Raw genomic sequence first — 21,815 nt, forward strand, 5'->3', positions numbered from 1 at the left:
ATATGTGGCCTTTTCCCAAGCGGAAAAAGAATGAAGTAAAGGCAAAAAAGGATACTACATGGCTGCCAAAGACCAAATCGATGAGAGGGAAATAGAGATTTTGGCTAGTAAAGTAAGATGGGCTCTGCAGCATTCAGTTAATAAAGAAATTATTTTTTTATGCATCGGGTCCGATCGTTCGACAGGAGATTCGCTCGGCCCTCTCGTTGGAACGATGCTGAAAAAAGAAAAAATTCCCTATCCTATATACGGTACGCTGGAAGAGCCTGTCCACGCTTTAAATTTAGAAAAGGTTTTAAAGGAAATTTATAAAACACATAGTGATCCATTGGTGTTTGGAATTGATGCTTGTTTAGGGGATGAACATCAAATTGGCTTTATTCTCTTTAAAGAAGAACCGTTTATCCCGGGAAACGCTCTTAATAAAGCTTTGCCTCAAGTAGGGGATTTGCATTTGAGAGCAATAGTGAATTATTTAGATCCGCTATCACCTGCACAGTCTTTAAATAACACCCGGCTTTACACAGTGATCAATCTTGCAAAAGCAATTACGAAAGTGATCACTAAGACACTTTCTACTGAAAAGATTTCATTAACATAAAAAGTAAAAATTTTTTGGCTCTGCAAAATCGCTATTCTTCCTATTTATCTGTACTTTTCCAGTGTAATAGAAGGGGTTTGATCTTTACAGAAAGAGTAAGTTATAATTTTTATAAGGTATACGATATACAATAAAGGGAAGAGGGATGGACAATTGGCAAACAATTGGTCAGAGGAGAATTTGCTCTCTATACGGGAAAGAGCATATTTGCACTTAAAAGACTTAATATTGGACGGTGAGCTTAAGACGGGAGATCGTCTAGTAGAGAGGGAGCTGGCTGAAAAACTAAATATTAGTCGCACACCGATCCGTGAAGCCTTATTCAGATTAGAGTCACAGGGTTTTGTAAAAACAGTGCCAAGAAAAGGTGTTATTGTGGCGGATATTTCAGATAAAGAGATTATTGAAGTATTCACTATCCTTTCTTCTTTGGAGGTCTTGGCTGCGAAGTTAGCTGTTCAAAAGCTTGACGATGAAACGAAGCAAAAGTTTGCTCACTATATAGAAGAGGTAGAAACACAGCTAAAAGATGAGAAAGAATCAGATTTTTCGGACTTGCATACCGAATTAAATTACTTGTTATACAGTTCTGCAAAAAATGCCAAACTACATGAAATGCTAAGCAGCTTAACCGATTACATAAGGGCTTTTGCAAAAACAGGATTTAAAAAGTCGGGAAGACCCAGACAATCTATGGAAGAACACCTTAATATTATGAAGGCAATCATTAATCAGGAAGCTGAAATGGCAGAGTATTTAACCAAAATCCACATTGAAAATTCAAAAAAAGCTTATATAGAGGCAGTCAATCAAGACAAAAAAGCTAAAGAAAAACTCTAAAAGATCAGGAAGGACATAGAAGTCCTTCTTTTTCATTCATTTGAAATGAGGAGAAGCTACATCATTCCTATTATATAGCCAACGTATGAAGACTATCAGACTTGCAAACGGAGGAACAGGAATAGTTTGTTGCAATTGTCTAAATTTTTAAAATCATTTGACTAAAAACTATCTTTAGTGATATATTGATTTTAATCTTTTTGACTTGTTACTAGAGATACTAAAAGAAGGAGGGATAAGATGAAGGGATTTGGATAGTAGACAGAGAATAAAAAGCCGATTGAGGGAATTCTTGTCCATCAGCCTGTTGGAGATTAGGCTGAAAAATGGCAAGAAATAATTTTTCGGAGATGTTGGTATACAATGCACAGTATACAAAAGATGAAAAACAAGATTAAAGAGAGAATACTATCTCTGTAAAAAAATAAAAGCGCTTTCTATTTGCTGTTTTTGTCTATAAAAGGAAAATATAATGAGTTGCTTTTGTACAAGTATTTTTTGCTGCTCAACTCTTCCTTCTTGCCAATGAGTATGAAATAAAGCATTGATTTGCCTGGCTTTTTATCTTATTAAACATTGGAGGAAAGATATGGAACTAACATTAGCTCACTGGCTTTATGCGCTTGTTACTGTGGCAGTTATTTCTACAATGCTCTTTAGAAAAGGGGTTGTTTTGCCTGTTATCATTGGTACATTTTTAGTAGCTATTGTATATAAAGGCAATGTTATTTCTGGATTTCAAGCAGTTTTTAACGCGAATCTTGTAGCAGCTAAAGAACTTTTCAGCATCTTTCTTATCATTTCTTTAATGATTGCTCTCCTCAATTCTTTAAAGGACTTAGGAGCTGATAAGAAATTAATTGCTCCTATACAAAAAGTAATGGTAAACGGACATGTCTCTTATTTTATTTTAATTATTATCACTTATGTTATTTCACTCTTTTTCTGGCCCACTCCTGCTGTGCCGCTCATTTGTGCTTTGCTCGTACCAGCAGCTGTCCGGGCAGGCCTTCCATTGATGACTGCCGGAATGGTTATTGTCATTGCAGGGCAAGGAATGGCGCTTTCTTCCGATTATATTATCCAGGTCGCCCCTATGCTCAGCGCAAAGGCAGCGGGAATTGATAAACTATTGGTTACTGATAAAGTGTTGGTTCTTTCCCTTGTGACTGGCTTGAGCGCTCTTTCCATTGTTTATATGAAAGCCCGAAAAGCGATTTCACAAAATTCAGCTGCTAGATCGGAAGCTGATTTTAATGAAGAGGAAAAGGCTTACTTCAATGTCGCTGATGAACTAGCTGCAACGGTAGATGAAAATGCAGAAATCGTTCAACGAAAACAAACATGGGGGAAAGTATTTGCAGTAATCGTTCCTTTATCAATGTTAGCGGTTATGATTTATATGTTTTCAACAAAGCTTGTTGGCGGTTCTGGATTTGAAGGAACAGACGGAGCGGCTTTTGTCGGAGGGGTAGCGACTATCCTATTAATATTAGCTACGATTGCTTTTAATCGCATTCATGCGCTTGATAAAATTAGTGACCATTTAACAGAAGGATTTGTCTTTGCTTTTCGAGCGATGGCTCCTGTTATTCCGATTGCTGGCTTCTTTTTTATGGGTAGTGGAGAATTCACAGGCTCGATCCTCTCTTTAAAGGAAGGAGCTGCTACGCCAGCCTTTCTCTTTGATATGGTACAGGCAGGTCAAACTTTTATTCCTCAGAACGCTCTATTTGCTGGGATTGGTATTCTTATTGTAGGTTTAATTACTGGACTGGATGGTTCTGGATTTTCTGGTCTTCCACTAACAGGGGCATTGTCTGGTGCATTAGCAGACGGAGTAGGGATGGACCCGTCAACGATGGCCGCGATCGGACAAATGGGAGCGATCTGGGGAGGAGGAACCATTGTTGCCTGGTCTTCACTTGTAGCTGTAGCAGGCTTTCTTCAATTGTCGCCGATTGAACTGGCCAGAAAGAATTTTATCCCGGTTATAGTTGGGTTATTTATTGCGACATTGCTGGCTATTGTAATTTGGTAATGACAGCTTCAAAGGCGATTGTTTAGCATGCAGGACGACCTGAAAGACAGAAACCAACTGTTCTTTTGGATCGTCCTGTTTTAAAGTAGGAAAGAAAGGAGAGTGAGATTATGAGAGTTGGTTTGATAGGGATAGGAAAATTAGGCACGGCCATGATGAAGCATTGGTCTGACAGCAATCAAACAGTAGCAGTATATCACCCAGACAAGTTGAAAGCAGAAAAGTTTGTTCAACATTATCAACACGGACAGGTACTCATGGAGAAAGATCTTCTAAACTTAGATATTCTTGTTCTAGCTTTGCCGGCGAAAGAGGTCATTCCGTTTATTGAGCAATTTATAGCTAAAGAAATCGGTACTTCCAGCATGCATGTCGTTAACATGGCTACCACTCTTTATACGAAAGAAGTAAAACACAAATTTCCGCACTTATCCATTTATGGGGTAAAGTTTATGGGTCATAGCAGAGAGTTACTGGAGCGGGGGAATGGCCTATTTATTGCAGAGTCCCCATTGCCATCTAGCATCCAAAAAATATTTCAATTTCTCGGTGAAATCAAGCAGGATAGTGAAGAGCGGCTAGTTCAAGTGAATAAATTAGCAACTTATCATGCAGTTAAAACAGCCTTAGACATTGAACGTGAATTCACAAAGAAAGAACTTGATATAAAATATGTCGAACGAGCGTTAACTTCCATTGCTCCCGAAGTGTTGCGTTCTTACAGTGAAGGAACACTTGGTCATTTCGGGAGAGAGGTCGCAGCTGAATTGCAGAGGGAGCGTAGAAATATTCTCGACAGGACATAAAAGGGAAGGCATAAAAGAAAGGCTGGCCCATATGTGAAGTTTATTTGCATACGAGCCAGTCTTTTTGAATATTTAGGGGGTCAGTAGCTGCAACATAAATAGGTATATCGCCACACACCCAATATAAAGGAAGGTAAACCCAAGATTCCAATTAGATATCTTGTAGGAGCTTTCTTTTGCAATATTGGACATCAAACCAATCGTTGCATTATACGGTCCTACTAAGAATGCAGACACCGCCCCAGCAAGCATGGCAACAGTCAGAACGGCTGGAGAAATTCCAATGACATCAGGAGCTAAAGCCTCTGCCATTAGAGCGAGCGTAACAGCAGGATGCAAACCGATAAAGGCAAAAGCCAAAGGGATAAGAGGCAGCAATATTAAAAAGAATTCTACGCCAATGACATTGATCAGGCTTGTAATCCAATCATATAGCAATTCATTGGTATGAGAGATTTTGATGGTTGAAATGAAAAAACCAGCAGACAGGTAAATAAAAAACTGATCCTTCATGCCAATAGAAAAAGCTCTAAAATGCTCCAATAATTGTTTGCCAAATGCTTTTCCTTTCCTTAATAAGAGCGACCAGACAAACGCAAAGGGAATAACTGCTAATGATACAAGAGTTAAAAAGGAATAAGAGAATTGCAGTTCAGCGATAGAAATAGTTACATTGAAAATAAGAATAGCGAGCAAAATTTGCCATACCCGGCCCGCACGACTCGCTGGATGTTGTTCTACACTGACAGCCATTTCATGCATCGAGATACTGTCAGAAGAGAGGGGCATCTTTTTGGCTTTGCGGGAGCCTATGTACCAATCCATCAGCAATCCAAATAAACTTAATGGAATAAGGTAAGGAAGAACAGAAACCCAGCTTACACCTGTCATTACAATTACAATTCCAACGATAGGGGTTACTGGTGCCCATGTTAAAGGCATGGCAAACCCGCGTGTAATTGCCCGGCTCATAAAGCGCTCTTTATGCTGAACAGGGAAAATGCTGAGGGCGGGCCTAATGGAATGATAAGTCATTGGCAAAGTAGCTAAATTCATAAAAATACTAAAAAATAAGAGATACCAGAAGTAAGCATATAAAGGTGTCCAGATGTTTTTACCTTCTTCTGAATAAGAGACTGAATACTGCTTCCATATTCACCAAGTCGAATAGGTATGCCTAATATAGGAATAAGTACAAACATGGTTAGCAAGTCGAGCATCGGGCCGAAGGAGAGAAGGTATTCCTGCCAAGATGCCCCGCTTGTCCAAAGCAGCCATAGGCCAGAGGCTAGAAAAATACTTCCCAATATTTGAACGAATTTTTTGGTTGCCCAAAATGTAATTGCCACCGCCGTAAGACAAAGAACAGAGAGAAGCGGCTGGATATCCCACTGGGGGAAGAGAGCAGAGAATAAATAGAAAGTGATAAGAACCAAAAACAAAAATCTGAGCATATGATCACCTAGCCTTTAATAATAGAGCGGACCCCGGTGTATAATGTGAATTCGAAACACCACTCTTTTAATCGTGGAACGTTCTTTTATAGAAAAAGGTATACCAAAAAGGGCTGTTCAAGCAATATTTTCTTAGTTTTTTCATAATTATATAATAATTTTGGTATTTGGTATACAATTTTATTGTTTTTTTTAATATTCATAGTATAATAAAACTAATTAATCAGTGGAGGGGTCAAAATGTATAACTTTTTATTTGGTTCTAAAAGAGCAATGGAGAAAGCAGAAAAAAAATTATTGAGATTGAGAAAAACACTTAATTTCTAAAGAATTGCAGGGCTATTCCATTGAATAGCCCTATTTTTATACATAGAGGCTTCAAAAGAAGGTAAATAAAAAAGTCGGAGAGAATAGTTTTTCTCTCCGACTGGGAAGCCGATTGTCTGCACGATTAGCTAAACAGCTACATGTTCTGATTTAACAAGTTTAGAATGCATCGAATCGGTACTATTCCCAGAAGCTTTAACAATTTCATCTAATTCTTCACGCGCCGCTTCAATGCTTTCAAATTTCTCAAAAAATTTAATGCCAATGTGATTGACGTATTCTTTTCCTTCATATTCTTCAAACAACTGAATTTTCATATCGTCATCTAACACTTCCGCAATGGTATACTTAGCCTTTAGATTATCAAAGAAATAAAAGTGATAAGTTTCAACCGGCTTTAATCCTTCATTATCGAGTACGGTTTGGAACGTATCTTTATTTGTTAATACTACATATTTTCCCACTTTCAACACTCCTTCATTAGATTAATTAATTTAAACTACTCTTGGAAAGGAAGACAAAGAAAGGTAACTATCTTTTTTGGTGTTTTGTATACCAAATAATTCTATATCCCAGTCTAAACGATATTTTTTAAAAGTTCAAGCTGTATTCTAAATATTTTAATAATTCTAATATATATTTGCTTTTTTTCTTTAGAAAGGCTATAATTTGGGCAGATATCCATTTTCATTTAATAAACAGAAAAGGAGCAGTGCTATGCCGAAAGTCAAACTTCATGTAGATGGATCCATTGTAGAACAAGAAGTAAAGGACAATGCTAATTTAGTCGTTTTGGCAGCGATCAGACAATTTCCTAAATTAAAGTATGGTTGTGGGATGGGTAGATGCACGAAATGCACCTGTCAAGTGATTGAAGGTACAGAGTCTCTCGGACCGCCAAACTGGAAAGAAGAAAAAATGCTCGGTGACAAAGTAAATGAGGGTTACCGGCTAACTTGTCAGTTAACAATCACAGGTGATGTTGAATTGTCGCAAGAAAACATTTCAATAAAGCCGCCCAAAAAACGAACCACTGCTACGATGAAGTAGTTTTTATTTTTTAACAATAAAGGTATACAAAATGCCAAAAGTCAAAAGCTGTTCAGGAGTTGATTGGCAATGAAGTGTTACAACTTAACGAAAATGACGTGGGAAGAAGTGGAGTCAGCGTTAGAAACTGTTCAGCTTGCAGTTGTACCTGTTGGTGCTCATGAACAGCATGGACCGCATATGACAGAAAGCTGCGATGCTGTACTGGCAGAGAAAATGGCTGAGCGGCTCGGTGATAGGATGTTTCCTTACGTGCTGATTACTCCAACAATTAGTATGGGCGTATCGCCACATCATTTGAATTTTCCTGGGACAATTTCTCTGCAGCCAGATACGTTAATCGCTATTTTAAGAGATGTTGTCTCGTCTTTACAACATCACGGTATTAAAAAGTTCTTGTTTTTAAATGCGCATGGTGGAAATATGGCTACCCTAAATACAGCATCCGCACTTTTGTCTAAAGAATTTGAAGTGGAAGTTTATTATGCTAAAACGACTGCTGCCGCAAAAGAATCTATAAAAAGTTATATTTCTTCTCCATTATTTGGACACAGCTGTGAGAGAGAAGTGTCCGAAGCCCTTTATTTAGCTCCAGAACTTGTACGTAAAGATAAGATAACAAAGGGAGAGATTCAAATTGAGGGAAGGTGGCGGCAGCTAAGGCCCGGCGGTGCTATTCAAGGCTTTTATCGTTATGAGGAGATGACAAAAAACGGCTGTATTGGAAATGCCATGGAGGCGAGTCGTGAAATAGGAGAAAAGATTGTCGAGGAGGCGCTTAACCGTCTGACGGAAGAGCTTTTGGAGTTGTTAGATTTAGAGAGAGTGAATATCAATGAGTTGAATTTTTGAAAAATTTGAAATATTATGTTTACAAATAAAGAGAAATAGTTTAGTATCAGTTCTAGAGGTATACCAAATAGTTTAATATAGTTCAAAAAGAGAGGGATAGAAGAGCCAATCTTTTTATTTTTTAAACACATTTGGTATACAAAATATCAAATACCAATTTAAGTGCACCAATAAACCTAAGGAGGAGATTCATTATGACAGGTTTGTTATCGAAAGACGAATTTCGGAAAGAGTTAGAAGAAGCGATCAAGGGCAATCACAGCCAAAAGGCGCCATTCACTATTGCTTGGGCTGAAGGAAAATTGGAAAGAAAGCATTTTGCTAAATGGGCTGAAAATCACTACCATTACGTCGGGCCGTTCGCGGATTACCTGGCCTACATTTATCACAATACTCCTGATAATCCCAAATACACTTCTGCAAAAGACTTTACTTTACAAAACATGTATGAAGAAGAAATCGCTGCTGATCGCCATACTGATTTGCTCATTCGATTTGCAGAAGCTTGTGGAACAACGGGCGAACGCGTAATGGATCCAAATAATATGGCACCTACTACATTGGGCCTCCAAAGCTGGTGCTATGCAGTAGCGGCTCGTGAACATTTTGTTGTTGCCACTGCAGCTTTAGTTGTCGGTTTAGAATCTCAAGTTCCTGATATTTATAGAAAGCAAACACCAGCTTTACGTGAGGCATACGGATTTACAGATGAAGAAATTGAATTCTTCGATTTGCATATTGTATCGGATGAGATTCATGGAGAGCGCGGTTACAAAATTGTACTCGACCATGCCGATACACCTGAACTCCAGCAACGTTGCCTAGAAATCGTTCGTGTAGGGGCAAAGATGCGGCGGATGTATATGGATGGCTTATGGAGAGAGTATCTGGAGAAAGATCTTGGAGCATTAGTCCAATCTTAATGAACAATTAAACAATCAGCTCAATAAAGAGGTTTTAACTGGATGAGCATTTATAGCGGACCGTCAAATTTAATCTTGTGAAATCGAGGTTGTGAGTGACGGTCCGTTTTTCTTAGGGAATTTGTTTTCGCAAGAAAGGAAAGACATTAAGAAGAAAAGGTGATAATTGTGTTGACAACCAAAGTAATTACGTTCAGCAATTACATTAATGGCCAGTGGACAGAGTCTACAAGCGGCCGAACATTCGATAGTCTTAATCCTGCTAATAAAGAAGAAATCGTTGGTACGTTTCAAGCCTCAAATGATCAAGACATACAGCTTGCTATTGAAGCGGCCAACCGAGCTTTTCCGCAGTGGGCACAGACAGCTCCTTCCAAGCGGGCAGCTATCTTGAATCAAGCAGCAAGTATATTGGAAGAAAATGCAGATAAGCTGGCGGAGGAGTTAACCCGAGAAGAAGGAAAGCATATTAAGGATGCTAGAAATGAGGTCATAAGATCCGCACAAACATTTCGCTACTATGCGGTAGAGGGGCAGAGCTTTACCGGAGAAACATTTCCGAACGATGATCCTCATATGAACGTGTCAACGGAAAGGGAACCGCTTGGTGTGGCTAGTGTGATTACTCCATGGAACTTTCCGCTTTCTATTCCGGCTAGAAAGATTGCGCCAGCTTTGATTACTGGCAATACGGTTGTATTCAAGCCTTCATCTGATACCCCGCTCATTGCTTTGCGTCTCGTTGAGGCATTACATAATGCCGGCATTCCTGAAGGTGTTATTAACTTCGTTACAGGAAAGTCATCGGACATAGGCGATCTGCTTGTTACCCATCCCTCGGTAAAGGCGGTTACTTTTACAGGATCAACGGCTGCAGGAGAGGATATTCACCGGAAATCATCCTTTACTACCCGGACACAAATGGAATTGGGAGGAAAAAACCCGATTATTGTTATGGATGACGCCGATATTGAACTAGCAGTGAACTTAACGATTAATGGTGGATTTTCCTTAACCGGACAGGCGTGCACTGGAACGAGCCGAGTGATTGTTCTAGAGGACGTGAAAGAAAGCTATATTCAAAAGCTAATTGAGAAAACAAGTGAGTTGAAAATTGGCAGTGGTTTTGAGGATGGAGTAAAAATTGGACCGCTCGCCAATGAAAAGCAGCTTAAAAATGTTTTGAAATACATTTCCTATGGAAAAGAAGACGGCGCTTCTTTAGTGTATGGCGGTGAACAGCTGACGGGAAAAGAATATCGTAATGGATTTTATGTGCAACCGGCTGTTTTCACAGATGTCAGGCCGGATATGCGAATTGCAAGAGAAGAGATTTTTGGACCTGTTGTGGCGGTTATAGCAGTAGAAACATACGAAGAGGCTATAGCAATTGCCAATGATGTCGAGTATGGGTTATCAGCATCGATCGTCACAAATAACCTGAAGATTGCCCATCAATTTACAAAAGAAATTCAAGCGGGAACGGTCAAAGTAAATCGAACAACCACCGGTAACTTAATGAATGCTCCTTTCGGAGGCTTGAAAAAATCAAGCACCTCTACATTCCGTGAATCGGGTAGAACGGGGTTAGAATTTTTCACTCAAGTGAAAACAGTTTATATCGGTTATTAATAAAGAAAAGTAGAGGAGAACATAAATGAAAAAAGTATTAAAGCTAGAATTAGAAGAAGCGAAATTAATGATTGAAGCAGCAAAACAAAAATCAGAAGAAATACAGGTGCTCGAAACCATTGCCATAGTTGATGACGGAGGGAATCTTCTGGCCCTTGAACGGATGAATGGAGCGAGAATCACTGGACCGGAAATCGCCATCGCAAAAGCTTATACGGCATCCGGTCACAAGCGGTCTACCCATCTATTCAATAAAGAACCAAATGGACCTGCTCTTCCGGGAAATGAAGCATTTGGCATTCAATTGATGATCCCGGGTAAGTTTGCTGTATTTGTCGGTGGTTTTCCAATAGTGGTGAACGGTGAAGTAATTGGTGGAATCGGCATTAGCGGAGGGAATGGAGGACAGGATACGGCGGTTGGAACCGCTGCTTTGCAAGCCTTGCAGCAGCACCTTGAAAAAGACGGCTTAGAGGTAATCACAGAAGCTGATATAAAAAAATAAACATAGCGGGGACCTCATTCATAGTACCTGTCCAGGGTGGATGAGGTCCTTATTCGCCAATGGCTGAAGGCCCCATTCATTTTTATTAGAGAGAAAGGAAGATTTATTTGAAAGCTTATGTGGATTTAGCTATTGGGTTTGCCCGAACTGGTGTAACCGGCTATGGAGGCGGTCCTTCTACTATTCCGCTAATTGAGTACGAAGCAGTAGAAAAGTACAAGTGGGTGACAGAAGAGGAGTTTGGAGAAATACTAGCGCTTGCTAACACGTTACCTGGACCGATCGCTACGAAAATGGCAGCCTATATCGGGTTTAAAGTAAAAGGAAATTTAGGAGCAACTGTGGCGATTCTTACGCATATTGTGCCATCTATTGTGGCGATGATTTTCTTATTGGGAGCACTGTATACTTTTCGACAGTCGCCAATAGTGAGCGGGATGGTTCAAGGCGTGACTCCAGTGATTGGATTTATGCTTGCAGAAATGGCCTATCGTTTTTTTGAAAATGGACGCAAGGGGCTAGGGCTATCAAGAATGCTTATATTTTCTATCGCTTCCCTCATATTTGTAGAACCGCTTGGCCTGCATCCCGGTATCTTAATCGCTGTTTTCCTCGCTACCGCTTTCTTCATTGCCTCCTACAAGGAAAAGGAAGCAGCTCGTGCAAATGAAAACAACATGCAAAGAAAGGAAAAAAGCTTATGATCTATTGGGATATTTTTTGGGCATTCTTCATTGCTAATTTGCTTGGCTACGGAGGCGGGCCATCAACCATTCCGTTGATTCAAAATGAAGTGGTTGAAAATTACGACTGGATGTCATTATCAGACTTTGCCGATGTGTTAGCGATTGCCAATGCGCTGCCAGGCCCCATCGCAACGAAACTGGCAGGCTTTATCGGGTATGATTTAGGGGGTGTTCTTGGTGCCGTGATAGCACTAGCGGCGACAATCCTTCCTTCTGCTATTGCCGTTATTATTTTATTTAAGTTTATAAACTTATTTAAAGATTCCCCTAAGGTTAAGTTGATGACAAAATCAGTTCAGCCAATTATTGCTGTATTACTCGCAGTGATGGCTTATCAATTTTTTTTAACGGCTTTTGAAGATAGCGGGGTATTCCACCTTTTATTATTGACGTTAGCCAGTTATTTGACACTTGGAAAACTAAAGGTCCATCCGTCATTAGTCATCGTTTGTGCTCTTTTTTACGGGGGATTTTTTTTATCATGATGGAGAGTAAGGAAGCTTGAAATAAAAAGCGGGTGATTATATGGAGATGAATTGGAAAGAGGAAAGTTTTTTATCCATACGGGAGTATGCCTATTTATATTTAAAAGAACGGATTCTTGAAGGGAAATATAAAGCAGGGGACCGTCTAATTGAAAGAGAGCTTGCTGCAAAGTTAGCCATTAGCCGTACACCGATCCGTGAGGCTCTATTTCGTCTCGAATCTCAAGGGTTTGTTCAAACAGTGCCAAGAAAAGGTGTTGTCGTTTCAGAGATTTCTGAAGAAGAGGTTATTGAAGTATTTACCATTCTTTCTTCATTAGAAGTGCTTGCAGCAAAATTAGCCGCACAGAGGATGGATGAAGAGACACAAAAAGAATTAGACGAAAAAATCCAACAGTTATTAAAGCTAGAAGAACAAGGGGAAGAAGATTTTAATAGTGAACACATCCAGATGAATCATCTTCTTAATAAGGCAGCCAAGAGTCCAAAATTATTCGAGATCTTATCGGGTTTAACAGATTATATTCATATGTCAGCAAATATGGGGTATGAAACGCCCGGAAGAAGAAAGGAGTCCTTAAAAGAACATCTTGATATTATGAAGGCTCTACGCAATAAAGAAATAGAAATGGCTGAATACTTAATGAGAATACACATTGAAAACTCTAAAAAAGCATATATCAGCTATATTCAACAAGTGAAAGAAAAAAGAACGAAAAACTAATAGTGTATAGACAGTTTATACGTAAAAATTCTGACATTTTTATATTGTTAGAAAATTCGTAATATGGTATATTGTATACCAAACAAAAGAGGAGGAAGAAAAAATGCCTAACATTCATTTTATTAATAGCCAAAAAACATTGGAAGTTCCGGAACACTCTAATATTTTAAGAATGTCTCTCCGCTATGATGGGGAATTGCCAAATCGCTGCGGCGGCGGAATTTGTGGTACCTGTGTATTTAAGACAGAAGAAGGGGCCGAATTTCTCGATAACGTAAAAATACAGGAAAGAAGAAAATTAGGAGAAGAGTGGCTGGAAAAAGGCTATCGATTAGGCTGCCAGACATTTGTGACTACAGGTGATATTGCTGTTTCCTGGGATGAGGAAGTCACTCAACAAGTGAAAAAGAGAAAACCAGATAAACTGAAAAAAGAAGTATCCACGACTAAATAAATGCTTTTATCCAATTACTTCTTGAGAATCCCTGACAAAATCAATTTATAAGAGGTGACAGCATGTGGGTCTGCAATAGTCATATGAAAGAAGCGTTAACATTATTAGAAGCACCTCATATCAGTAAAACTCCTTATCAAATTAAATGTTCTCTTTGCAATGATCGCGCAGTGGCCAAAATCTATTATGCACATGAGCCTCTTAGCTATAAACGCAAGCAAACACTCTATTACTTAACAAAAAGTGAGCCAAAACAATCTGTTTAAAATAATGTCCCTGTTAAAGATAAACGTTTTTTAACAGATCATTGGAGCGAAAGGCGGCCATTGCCCCTATAGGAGCGCACGTGACACAGAGGATGATGGATTGCTGCAGGGAAAATCAACAATTAAGTAGAACAGAGTCAACATACTAATTAGGCAGCGATGAACGTTCATTCGAAAAGTTTTTTTAAAGTATAAACACTAATAAGAAGTAAACAGTCATTCAAATCATTATTATAGGAGGATCTTTCGGTGAACGATCACCAGAACAAATTATATGATATCACGGTAATTGGTGGAGGGCCTGCTGGACTTTTTACTGCTTTCTATGGAGGAATGCGCCAGTCTTCCGTTAAAATCATTGACAGCATGCCTCAATTAGGCGGACAATTAGCCGCACTCTATCCCGAGAAATTTATTTATGATGTAGCAGGATTTCCGAAAATTCGTGCTCAAGAGCTTATTGATGCTTTAAAGGAGCAAGCTCTCTTATTCAATCCGGCTGTTGCACTTGAAGAGTGTGCGCTACATGTTGAAAAACAAGTGGATGGCTTTAAAATTACAACGGATAAAGCCATCCACTTCTCAAAAACAATTATTATTACAGGCGGAGCAGGAGCTTTTGAACCGAGACGCTTGCCGCATGAATCAGCTGGTTTATATGAATCGAAAAATCTTCATTATTTTATTAACGATCTTCATCAGTTTGCTGATAAGAAGGTTGTCATTAATGGCGGAGGAGACTCGGCTGTAGACTGGGCATTAATGATTGAACCGATTGCCAGAGAAGTAACTCTTATTCATCGGCGAGATAAGTTTCGTGCTCATGAACATAGCGTCAATCAATTGAAACAATCGAGTGTCAATATTTTAACTCCTTATCAGATTAAAGAGTTAAGAGGAAAGGGAAAATTGGAAAAAATTATTGTTGCTAATAACCAAACATCTGAAGAAAGACTAATAGAATTAGATGATTTAATCGTAAACTTTGGCTTTATATCAAGTCTGGGAGAAATAAAGAACTGGGGGCTTGATATTCAAAAGGGGAGTATCGTTGTGAATTCCAAAATGGAAACAAATATTCCGGGGATTTATGCAGCAGGAGATATATGCACATACCCTGGCAAAGTAAAGCTGATAGCAGTAGGTTTTGGTGAGGCTCCGACGGCAGTTAATAATGCAAAGGCTTATATGGATCCACAGGCAAGAGTGCAGCCGCTTCACAGCACATCCATAGGGCTGCCTGAAGCAGTCCCGATAGGAAAATAGATAAAGGGAAGGAGATTAAGGGTGGCCAAATATACAATTGTGGATAGAGAAACTTGTATTGCATGCGGATCTTGTGGGGCAGAAGCACCAGAAATTTTTGATTATGATGAAGAAGGAATCTCCTACGTCTTGTTAGACGATAATCAAGGAACAACTCCCATACCAGATAATTTAACCGAAGGGCTTGAAGATGCATTTGATGGCTGTCCAACGGAGTCTATTCGGATTTCTGATGCATCGTTCGACGGGGATCCAAACAAGTTCGAGTAATGAAAGCAGGAGGGCGGAATTGTCATGATGAACAAAGGAGTAAAAAGTAACATTGAAAAAAGATTGCAAGAATTAAATATTCAACTGCCTGATGCGCCATCTAATCCACACCCATTTATTCCTGGTGTAATTTCAGGAAATACGGTTATATTGTCAGGACAAACCCCAAAGGTAGATGGCCGTCAAAAATATGTTGGGGTGGTCGGTACGTCAGGCATCAGCATGGAGGAGGCGCAGGATGGGGCAAGGATATGCGTAGTGAATTTACTAGCTTCCTTAAAGGAAATTCTCGGGAACTTGAATAGAGTGACAAAAGTACTTAAAGTAAATGGATATGTGGCGGCAGACAGCCAATTTAAAGATCATCCCCTAGTGATTAATGCAGCCTCTGACTTGCTAAACGATATTTTCGGAGAAGAAAATCAGCATGCGCGTATAGCCGTTGGAATGTCCTCATTGCCTGGAGGAGCGCCTGTAGAAGTAGAGATGATAGTAGAATTTGAATAATTTCTATGAAAGGGTTTACATTGTTGTGTAACTGTGCTAAATTAAAAACATCGAATAATTCAGATTATTTCGAAAAAAGAAGGGATGAGTAGTTAGATGATCTGGACGGCTGGTCCCTTTAAGCAGGAGCTCATCAAAGACTATAACAATATTAATCTTCGGATGTTTGACATTGGAGTTAAACGTCAAAAGGTTGATATTATGGGGGATAAAGTATTGATTCTCGCCTATCATAAGAGAATTCCAACTCTTAAATTTTTGGACGAGACCAATCGCTCGATTACCCGGATGACAGATATGGCTATCATTGATGCTTACAAGGAGCACCTGAAAAAAATCATTGAAGAAAAGTACGGAATGAAGGTACTTTCCATTTTAAAAGATTATGATCCTTTCACTGAACTTTCAGCTACAGTAATTATCCTTGACCAAGATGTCAGTTTTTACATGTCAAAATAAACAGTTTAATAGGATGACTGGTAAAGTGAACTCTTAAGAGCGCATAAAAACCGTCAGTACATTCATGTAGATTTAGGTCTGCATGATTTGTATTGGCGGTTTTTTTGTTATAAAAACTAGAGGGGGCAATGGAATGAAAACAGTAAAAGACGTATTGCATGCTTTGGATGAGATGACTGGAGGGAGAGTAGTAAAGTCATTATCAGACATTACGAGGGGAGAGCATCCTTTTGTTGTCATGAAATCTTCTAATCTCCCAGGGAAAGAAGTAATTGAGACACCAGGCCTTGTCTACGGTGATTTAGAAAGAGAAGTAAAAAAGGTTGCTGTAACCATGACAATGACAGAAGGAAGCATTGAACTGGCTGGAGCTACTGGAGTAGATGCGATTGTTGCTCATCATCCCATAGCAGAAGCGGCCAACTCAGGTGGGGTTACATTAAAAAATTATTTGGATCTCTACAATGTGGCTGCATTCGAATTGCACGAAGCTTTTCACGGGCTCCATCCAGGCATCTCTTTTCTGCATGGACATGAAGTTTATCGGACCGAAATCAATTATGGGGGCATTCATGGAAACGTCTTATTTGTAGGAAAGGCTTTTCCTGAAGTACAGACACTCGGTGATATGCTAAATCGACTAGATAATTTTATGGGTTTGCAGCATGAAGAGGATCTTTTATTCACAGAAAAAGAAGTACGCGATACTCCCTCATTGACTGAAACGAGTGTCGTTACGCGAGGAAGGATTATATTGGGGGATGAACATACGTCGGTAAACAATATTTTGCATATTTTTCCCCACACAGGGTTTTCTCCTGAACATTTGCGGCAAGCAGCAAAAGAACACCCTGAAGCAGATACAATTCTCGCTTCCATCAGCCGGGTTTATGATGGCCACGTACTGATTGAGATGGCAAAGGAACTCGGACTGAATTTTATCATTGGGAATTGCCACGTATTAGAAATACTTGAAAATGGCCTGCCGTTAGCTTATGCCTTAGATCAACTGCTGCCGGATGTAGAAATAGTCGTTTTTCGGGAGCGAGTAACGAGTACTGCCTTGCATGAAATGGGCACTCTGCCAATGAAACAATACGCAAAACAAATGGCCGGCAAGTATCTTGTAAATAAAAAATCGGTGCAATTATCTTAGTAAGATAAGGAGATGAAGATGTGAGTGAAGTAAAAAAAGTAGCTGAAGATGTTATCGCTTTAGATGCTGAAACAGTCATTCCCACTCCTGACAGGAGAAAATGGTCAAGAATTGAATTTATAGGCTTAGCCTTAATCGTTGCTTCACTGCTAGTCATGCTAGTGTCTCCAAGCACCTTATCGGGTCTGTTTAATTCTATCGTTGATCAAGTATTTTCAGTTGTTGTCAATGTGTTTTTAACAGGGACTGTCGGCGTTACTATTATCGTCAGCGTAATCATAGGGAGGACGTTAGAAAGACTGGGGTTTACCGATGCATTGATTCGAGTCTTTGTGCCAATTACTAAGCTGTTAAAAATCAACTCAGCCGTTGTTATTCCGAGCATTTACAATATTTTAGGTGATATTAATGCAGCCGGGAAGATCGCTGGTCCAATCTTGGTTAGATCCGGAGCGACAAAGGATGAACAAAAAATTGCTGTGGCCACAATGGTGCAATCCCAGCAATCGTTTTCTACATTTATGTTAGGAATGATGGCTTTAACTGCCGTTGGAGCAAATGCTTTTGCAGTAGTAGTGTTAGCTGTATTTATGCCGGTCATTATCGTGCCTTTCATCCTCTCTAAGACTCTCTACCGTGATACGAAAGCTGTTCAACTTGAGAGCTTACCCAAGTTTACTCCTAATACCGGCGCTTTGCCGACAGTATTCAATGCTGCTCGTGAAGGAGCGGAACTCGTTTTCCTTCTGATCATTCCGGCTGTCGCTGTTGTTTTTGCTATGATTGGGGTTTTAGAATATGCTGGTATTTGGTCATCTGTTGAATCAGGGCTATCGACAGTCTTGCTAGCTTTAAGCATTCATCCTGAAACAGGCATTCTTTCTATTCTGGCTACCCCGACACTTGCTATGGCCCAGCTATCTGAAACTGCTGCTTCCATCGATCCTCGCCTTGTCATTGGCTCGTTTATTTTGGCTTCTTCCGGGCTGCCTTTAGCTACCGTATTGGGACAAGTTCCAGTTATATGGGGGACTCATTCCGACTTAAGTGAAAAGGAAGCATTGGGGGCTGCTGTTTTAGGAATTGCGATGCGAATCGTAACTGCTTTTCTAATTGTTTATTTCTTGACTCCCATATTAACTTAAGAAACAGGCGAAGAAGAGTTGTATTATAGAAAAGAGTGAAGGTGCATGAATTTCTTTCTGCTTTGCACCTTCTTAATTCCATGCTGCTTAATTACCAGTGTTTATTAGTGAGAAAAGAGAGGTCGATCAAAAGGTTGCATGGTTGCTTTTTTTTGACAGATTGGGGATCTAAATAGATAGGGATTCGTTCGATAGAATGGTCGTCTTTTCGTAAGAAGCACAAGCTAATGCTTTGTTCAAGCACTCCCATCAACCGTTTATTTGATAAGAAGACTTCAAGATGAAGAGAGAATGGACGATCAGCAGGACACTGGATAAGCAGACAGGGGGAGGTTTGCCAAGACTGAAAAGGCATGCTGGTTTTTGTAGGGAAGTGATGGATCCTGCCAGTTGCCGCAAAGGGTTTATTGGGCAGGATAAGTCCCTGTTCATGATAGCGGTCTTTCCCAATGGAAGAGGAAATTTTTTTTTCATTCCATAAAATAGACGTATGAAAAGTGTCATTGGGCAATATGGATAACGATCTCAAGGATATTAACTCAAAGCCGATGAAGGACAAATTACATCAACTCCTTGCTGCCTCATAGTAATCAGTATGATGAAGAGAAGGAATTCATACATAACAATCGAACGATCAAACGTGAATATAAAAAGCCACTAAATGTCGCAAGATAGGGATCATTTAGTGGCTTTTTAAATGAAAAGTCATCTGGATAAAGCTGTTAGACAGTGGCAATGTTAATGCCAACCGCTTGCAACCTTCGGTGAATAAAACGGGCAAAGGCGACTGCCTGCTCACTATCACCATGAATGCAAATGGTATCTGCCTCCAATTGAATATCAGTGCCATCTGTTGTCTGAACGGCATTATGCTTTACAATCCGAATAACTTGGTCAGCAGCGGCTTCCGCATCTGTCAGAAGTGCATTTGGCAGACGACGTGGTGTTAAAGTACCGTTTGGTGCATATGTGCGATCGGCAAAGACCTCATTAGCCGTCGTTAAGCCGACTGCTTTTCCGGCTGCAATTAATTCACTTCCCGCAAGGCCGTACAAAACAAGGGAAGGATCGACATCGGCCACTGCCGTGGCGATTGCCCGGGAAATCTCTTTGCTCATTGCCGCCTGGTTGTAGAGCGCTCCGTGAGGCTTTACGTGATGGAGGGCCCCCCTTCTACTTTCGCAAAGGCAGCTAGCGCGCCAATTTGGTAGACAACGAGTGAATAAATTTCTTCTGGCGTCAACGACATTTCTCGCCTTCCGAAGCCTGCTAAATCGGGATACCCTGGGTGAGCGCCAATAGAAACACCATGCTTAATAGCAAGGCCGACTGTGCGTTTCATCACTTCCGGGTCACCAGCATGAGCACCACATGCAATGTTTGCTGAAGAGATATAAGGCATAATATCTTCATCCCGGCCGAGAGAATAGATCCCAAAACTTTCTCCTATATCACAATTTAAATCAATTTTCATTTGTCTTCTCCTCTATGCAATTTTAATGCTAGTCCTATCTGTAGCTGACGAATCTCATTTTCTCGTTTGATGTATAACTGTTCGGCTTCCTTTAATGTGATCTCTTGGAAGCGAAGCCTTTTGCCGGGGATTAGTTGAGCAACAACCGGCAAATCGATAGAAGCTATTTGAGCAATACGTGGATAGCCACCTGTTGTTTGTCTATCCGCGAGCAGCATAATGGGCTGACCATTTTCGGGCACTTGAATCGTTCCGTTTGTGACTGATTCTGAAAGCATGTCAAACGGTTCATCAAGTGCGAGAGTCGGGCCGGCCAATCGATACCCCATCCGATCAGACTGTGGTGTAACGACAAATTCCTTGTTAAAAAACTGCTTTCGGCTGTTGTCTGAAAATTGATCAAACTCCGGTCCTTTCATTACCCTCACGATAGCGACGTGATCTCCATTTGTGAAGGGAGCTGCAGCAATCCGCCAACCAGCTGCTGCAAATGGAAAAGTATCCGTATGGTTAGAAAGCGGAGGGCAGGCAAGAGAATGTTCAAATATAAGTCGGTCACCCGCTCGGAGTGCGCGCCCTTTATATCCACCGATAGCTCCGCGCAGATAGGTGCTTTTGCTGTTCATAACTTTTGAAATACGGAAGCCTCCGGCAATAGCTAGATAGGCTCGACAGCCGGACTGACAAGATTTAAACTCGAGTAGCGCTCCTTCTTTAACCATAACCGGCCGCCACATTGGTACTGTCTTTCCGTTTATTTGAGGAGATAAGTTTCCTCCAGTAATAGCTATTAGTGCTTCTTTTTCAAATTGCAGTGAAGTTCCCGTCATCGTTATTTCAATAGCAGCGTCGCCTTCTTGGTTGCTGACTAATAGATTAGATAGACGGAGGGAAAGGGGATCCATTGCTCCGCCAACGACAACGCCGTGCTTTTGAAAGCCGAATCTTCCCAGATCTTGGAGGCTGGCGAGCAGGCCGCCTTTAATCACTTTCAAGCTCATAAAATCGCCTCCTTAACATGTATTCCTTCTCAGAAATAGGGATGAACTTTACTATATCTCCTGCTTGAAGAAAGGTAGGCGGTTCGCTATTCGGCGTGAAAAGCGGAAGGAAAGTCCGGCCGATTAGCTGCCAGCCCCCGGGGGTTTCAAGCGGATACACGCCTGTTTGGCTTCCAGCTATACCGACTGAACCGGCAGGAATGGACACACGGGGAGAAGAGCGCCGGGGAGTGGCGATTTTTTTTGAAAGACCGCCCAAGTATGGAAAGCCCGGAGCAAAGCCAATCATATAAACTAAATATTCTACACTAGAATGAATACTAATTACTTCGTCCACAGATAACTGATGATAATCTGCTACATATTGCAAGTCAGGTCCAAGTGTACCACCGTAGCAAACGGGAATTTCCCTAATCTGCTGTGTTGGAGCATCTTCTTTCTGCAAATGCGACACCATATCTGCAAGAATAGAATAAACAGCTTGAGAAGGAGAGCCGCCAAAAGCTTGGTAAACGACAAGAGGATCGTAGAAAATGGTGACACTTGCAAAAGCAGGAATATATTCAATAAACCCTGGGAATGAATGATTGTTCAATTTAGAAGAGAGCGCTTTTACCTTTTGATGCAAGTCAGGTGTAATATCAGCTCCAAACTGAACGGTCATAGCTGTATCGCCAAGTGGCTTTATCATTATATTTTCTTGGTTTGAAAATTCCGGATAGCTCATCGTTTCGCTCCTTACACTTAGTGTGACCGATTATTCTTTATTTTCTAACATATTGTTATTTTATTGGCCGGTACCATTGAAATCAAGAAGCTTTATCTGGAAAA

26 protein-coding genes and 1 pseudogene are annotated in these 21,815 nt (G+C 40.3%); 21 read left to right on the forward strand and 6 right to left on the reverse strand.

Annotated elements, in window-relative coordinates; all coding sequences use genetic code 11:
• Positions 1-58 precede the first annotated feature (58 nt).
• From yyaC to CJ483_RS18975, 4 genes are all read left to right on the forward strand, one after another.
• Entirely contained in the window at positions 59-601 is a 543-nt protein-coding gene (gene yyaC / locus CJ483_RS18960; protein WP_120036622.1) for a spore protease YyaC, read from the forward strand.
• A 153-nt stretch (positions 602-754) separates the two neighbouring features.
• Positions 755-1,441, forward strand: coding sequence for a GntR family transcriptional regulator (locus tag CJ483_RS18965; protein ID WP_120036623.1), 687 nt, complete (start codon positions 755-757; stop codon positions 1,439-1,441).
• A gap of 589 nt (positions 1,442-2,030) precedes the next feature.
• Positions 2,031-3,482, forward strand: coding sequence for a hypothetical protein (locus tag CJ483_RS18970; protein WP_120036624.1), 1,452 nt, complete (start codon positions 2,031-2,033; stop codon positions 3,480-3,482).
• A gap of 110 nt (positions 3,483-3,592) precedes the next feature.
• The gene (locus tag CJ483_RS18975) at positions 3,593-4,288 is read left to right on the forward strand and encodes an NAD(P)-binding domain-containing protein (protein ID WP_120036625.1); all 696 of its coding nucleotides are present in this window, start codon (positions 3,593-3,595) and stop codon (positions 4,286-4,288) included.
• A 72-nt stretch (positions 4,289-4,360) separates the two neighbouring features.
• Here the strand turns inward: CJ483_RS18975 and CJ483_RS18980 are convergent, their stop codons facing one another.
• From CJ483_RS18980 to CJ483_RS18985, 3 genes are all read right to left on the reverse strand, one after another.
• Complete coding sequence (locus CJ483_RS18980; RefSeq protein ID WP_259455716.1) at positions 4,361-5,260, reverse strand: hypothetical protein; 900 nt, start codon at positions 5,258-5,260, stop codon at positions 4,361-4,363.
• Between the two features lie 80 nt (positions 5,261-5,340).
• On the reverse strand, positions 5,341-5,742 hold the full coding sequence (locus tag CJ483_RS25175; protein WP_259455717.1) for a hypothetical protein: 402 nt from the start codon (positions 5,740-5,742) through the stop codon (positions 5,341-5,343).
• A gap of 455 nt (positions 5,743-6,197) precedes the next feature.
• Positions 6,198-6,533, reverse strand: coding sequence for a hypothetical protein (locus CJ483_RS18985; protein WP_120036626.1), 336 nt, complete (start codon positions 6,531-6,533; stop codon positions 6,198-6,200).
• Between the two features lie 253 nt (positions 6,534-6,786).
• Here CJ483_RS18985 and CJ483_RS18990 point away from each other — a divergent pair, with 253 nt between their 5' ends.
• The 17 genes from CJ483_RS18990 (at position 6,787) to CJ483_RS19070 (ending at position 18,990) form a co-directional block, all read left to right on the forward strand.
• Entirely contained in the window at positions 6,787-7,119 is a 333-nt protein-coding gene (locus tag CJ483_RS18990; RefSeq protein WP_120036627.1) for a 2Fe-2S iron-sulfur cluster-binding protein, read from the forward strand.
• A 69-nt stretch (positions 7,120-7,188) separates the two neighbouring features.
• Positions 7,189-7,971, forward strand: coding sequence for a creatininase family protein (locus CJ483_RS18995; RefSeq protein ID WP_120036628.1), 783 nt, complete (start codon positions 7,189-7,191; stop codon positions 7,969-7,971).
• Between the two features lie 194 nt (positions 7,972-8,165).
• Complete coding sequence (locus tag CJ483_RS19000) at positions 8,166-8,894, forward strand: iron-containing redox enzyme family protein (RefSeq protein WP_120036629.1); 729 nt, start codon at positions 8,166-8,168, stop codon at positions 8,892-8,894.
• A 165-nt stretch (positions 8,895-9,059) separates the two neighbouring features.
• A complete protein-coding gene (locus CJ483_RS19005) occupies positions 9,060-10,526 on the forward strand; it encodes an aldehyde dehydrogenase family protein (protein WP_220702344.1) in 1,467 nt (488 codons plus the stop codon).
• A gap of 25 nt (positions 10,527-10,551) precedes the next feature.
• Positions 10,552-11,031 (forward strand): GlcG/HbpS family heme-binding protein, encoded by a 480-nt coding sequence (locus CJ483_RS19010; protein WP_120036631.1) that lies wholly within the window; start codon positions 10,552-10,554, stop codon positions 11,029-11,031.
• Between the two features lie 107 nt (positions 11,032-11,138).
• A complete protein-coding gene (locus CJ483_RS19015; RefSeq protein ID WP_120036632.1) occupies positions 11,139-11,735 on the forward strand; it encodes a chromate transporter in 597 nt (198 codons plus the stop codon).
• Positions 11,732-12,262 carry a chromate transporter gene (locus tag CJ483_RS19020; protein WP_120036633.1) on the forward strand — a complete coding sequence of 177 codons (531 nt, stop codon included), beginning with the start codon at positions 11,732-11,734 and terminating at the stop codon, positions 12,260-12,262. The genes CJ483_RS19015 and CJ483_RS19020 overlap by 4 nt, the downstream gene beginning before the upstream one ends.
• A 40-nt stretch (positions 12,263-12,302) precedes the next feature.
• Positions 12,303-12,986, forward strand: coding sequence for a GntR family transcriptional regulator (locus CJ483_RS19025; RefSeq protein ID WP_120036634.1), 684 nt, complete (start codon positions 12,303-12,305; stop codon positions 12,984-12,986).
• A 103-nt stretch (positions 12,987-13,089) separates the two neighbouring features.
• Positions 13,090-13,440 (forward strand): 2Fe-2S iron-sulfur cluster-binding protein, encoded by a 351-nt coding sequence (locus CJ483_RS19030; protein WP_120036635.1) that lies wholly within the window; start codon positions 13,090-13,092, stop codon positions 13,438-13,440.
• Positions 13,441-13,502: 62 nt separating this feature from the next.
• Positions 13,503-13,706, forward strand: a complete 204-nt coding sequence (locus CJ483_RS19035) for a hypothetical protein (protein WP_120036636.1) — start codon at positions 13,503-13,505, stop codon at positions 13,704-13,706.
• Between the two features lie 249 nt (positions 13,707-13,955).
• A complete protein-coding gene (locus CJ483_RS19040; RefSeq protein ID WP_120036637.1) occupies positions 13,956-14,972 on the forward strand; it encodes an NAD(P)/FAD-dependent oxidoreductase in 1,017 nt (338 codons plus the stop codon).
• Between the two features lie 21 nt (positions 14,973-14,993).
• Positions 14,994-15,242: a ferredoxin gene (locus CJ483_RS19045; RefSeq protein WP_120036638.1), complete on the forward strand. Its 249-nt coding sequence runs from the start codon at positions 14,994-14,996 to the stop codon at positions 15,240-15,242.
• Positions 15,243-15,266: 24 nt separating this feature from the next.
• Complete coding sequence (locus tag CJ483_RS19050; protein WP_259455718.1) at positions 15,267-15,749, forward strand: RidA family protein; 483 nt, start codon at positions 15,267-15,269, stop codon at positions 15,747-15,749.
• 96 nt (positions 15,750-15,845) lie between these two features.
• Complete coding sequence (locus CJ483_RS19055) at positions 15,846-16,208, forward strand: Na-translocating system protein MpsC family protein (protein WP_120036639.1); 363 nt, start codon at positions 15,846-15,848, stop codon at positions 16,206-16,208.
• 133 nt (positions 16,209-16,341) lie between these two features.
• Positions 16,342-17,364 (forward strand): Nif3-like dinuclear metal center hexameric protein, encoded by a 1,023-nt coding sequence (locus CJ483_RS19060; protein ID WP_120036640.1) that lies wholly within the window; start codon positions 16,342-16,344, stop codon positions 17,362-17,364.
• A gap of 20 nt (positions 17,365-17,384) precedes the next feature.
• The gene (locus tag CJ483_RS19065) at positions 17,385-18,509 is read left to right on the forward strand and encodes a hypothetical protein (protein ID WP_120036641.1); all 1,125 of its coding nucleotides are present in this window, start codon (positions 17,385-17,387) and stop codon (positions 18,507-18,509) included.
• A 280-nt stretch (positions 18,510-18,789) separates the two neighbouring features.
• Positions 18,790-18,990 (forward strand): hypothetical protein, encoded by a 201-nt coding sequence (locus CJ483_RS19070; protein WP_120036642.1) that lies wholly within the window; start codon positions 18,790-18,792, stop codon positions 18,988-18,990.
• Positions 18,991-19,231: 241 nt separating this feature from the next.
• Here CJ483_RS19070 and CJ483_RS19075 read toward each other — a convergent pair.
• From CJ483_RS19075 to pxpB, 3 genes and pseudogenes are all read right to left on the reverse strand, one after another.
• Positions 19,232-19,983, reverse strand: a pseudogene (locus CJ483_RS19075) (LamB/YcsF family protein).
• Positions 19,980-20,984 carry a 5-oxoprolinase subunit C family protein gene (locus CJ483_RS19080; protein WP_120036643.1) on the reverse strand — a complete coding sequence of 335 codons (1,005 nt, stop codon included), beginning with the start codon at positions 20,982-20,984 and terminating at the stop codon, positions 19,980-19,982. The pseudogene CJ483_RS19075 and the gene CJ483_RS19080 overlap by 4 nt, the downstream one beginning before the upstream one ends.
• Entirely contained in the window at positions 20,965-21,711 is a 747-nt protein-coding gene (gene pxpB, locus CJ483_RS19085; protein ID WP_120036645.1) for a 5-oxoprolinase subunit PxpB, read from the reverse strand. Before pxpB ends, CJ483_RS19080 begins: the two co-directional genes overlap by 20 nt.
• Positions 21,712-21,815: the final 104 nt, after the last annotated feature.

The organism is Bacillus sp. PK3_68 (assembly GCF_003600835.1).
In the GTDB taxonomy this organism is placed as follows: Bacteria; Bacillota; Bacilli; order Bacillales; family Domibacillaceae; genus Pseudobacillus.

What these genes read in the sequence shown, in the direction of transcription:
- pxpB (WP_120036645.1), bottom strand. Translation starts at nt 21,711, where the DNA reads ATGAGCTATCCGGAATTTTCAAACCAAGAAAATATAATGATAAAGCCA.
- CJ483_RS19050 (WP_259455718.1), top strand. Translation starts at nt 15,267, where the DNA reads ATGATGAACAAAGGAGTAAAAAGTAACATTGAAAAAAGATTGCAAGAA.
- CJ483_RS19080 (WP_120036643.1), bottom strand. Translation starts at nt 20,984, where the DNA reads ATGAGCTTGAAAGTGATTAAAGGCGGCCTGCTCGCCAGCCTCCAAGAT.
- CJ483_RS19060 (WP_120036640.1), top strand. Translation starts at nt 16,342, where the DNA reads ATGAAAACAGTAAAAGACGTATTGCATGCTTTGGATGAGATGACTGGA.
- CJ483_RS19010 (WP_120036631.1), top strand. Translation starts at nt 10,552, where the DNA reads ATGAAAAAAGTATTAAAGCTAGAATTAGAAGAAGCGAAATTAATGATT.
- CJ483_RS19035 (WP_120036636.1), top strand. Translation starts at nt 13,503, where the DNA reads ATGTGGGTCTGCAATAGTCATATGAAAGAAGCGTTAACATTATTAGAA.
- CJ483_RS19020 (WP_120036633.1), top strand. Translation starts at nt 11,732, where the DNA reads ATGATCTATTGGGATATTTTTTGGGCATTCTTCATTGCTAATTTGCTT.
- CJ483_RS18980 (WP_259455716.1), bottom strand. Translation starts at nt 5,260, where the DNA reads ATGAGCCGGGCAATTACACGCGGGTTTGCCATGCCTTTAACATGGGCA.
- CJ483_RS19025 (WP_120036634.1), top strand. Translation starts at nt 12,303, where the DNA reads ATGGAGATGAATTGGAAAGAGGAAAGTTTTTTATCCATACGGGAGTAT.
- CJ483_RS19070 (WP_120036642.1), top strand. Translation starts at nt 18,790, where the DNA reads ATGAAGAGAGAATGGACGATCAGCAGGACACTGGATAAGCAGACAGGG.
- CJ483_RS19055 (WP_120036639.1), top strand. Translation starts at nt 15,846, where the DNA reads ATGATCTGGACGGCTGGTCCCTTTAAGCAGGAGCTCATCAAAGACTAT.
- CJ483_RS18970 (WP_120036624.1), top strand. Translation starts at nt 2,031, where the DNA reads ATGGAACTAACATTAGCTCACTGGCTTTATGCGCTTGTTACTGTGGCA.
- CJ483_RS25175 (WP_259455717.1), bottom strand. Translation starts at nt 5,742, where the DNA reads ATGCTCAGATTTTTGTTTTTGGTTCTTATCACTTTCTATTTATTCTCT.
- CJ483_RS19030 (WP_120036635.1), top strand. Translation starts at nt 13,090, where the DNA reads ATGCCTAACATTCATTTTATTAATAGCCAAAAAACATTGGAAGTTCCG.
- CJ483_RS18995 (WP_120036628.1), top strand. Translation starts at nt 7,189, where the DNA reads ATGAAGTGTTACAACTTAACGAAAATGACGTGGGAAGAAGTGGAGTCA.
- CJ483_RS18990 (WP_120036627.1), top strand. Translation starts at nt 6,787, where the DNA reads ATGCCGAAAGTCAAACTTCATGTAGATGGATCCATTGTAGAACAAGAA.
- CJ483_RS18975 (WP_120036625.1), top strand. Translation starts at nt 3,593, where the DNA reads ATGAGAGTTGGTTTGATAGGGATAGGAAAATTAGGCACGGCCATGATG.
- yyaC (WP_120036622.1), top strand. Translation starts at nt 59, where the DNA reads ATGGCTGCCAAAGACCAAATCGATGAGAGGGAAATAGAGATTTTGGCT.
- CJ483_RS19000 (WP_120036629.1), top strand. Translation starts at nt 8,166, where the DNA reads ATGACAGGTTTGTTATCGAAAGACGAATTTCGGAAAGAGTTAGAAGAA.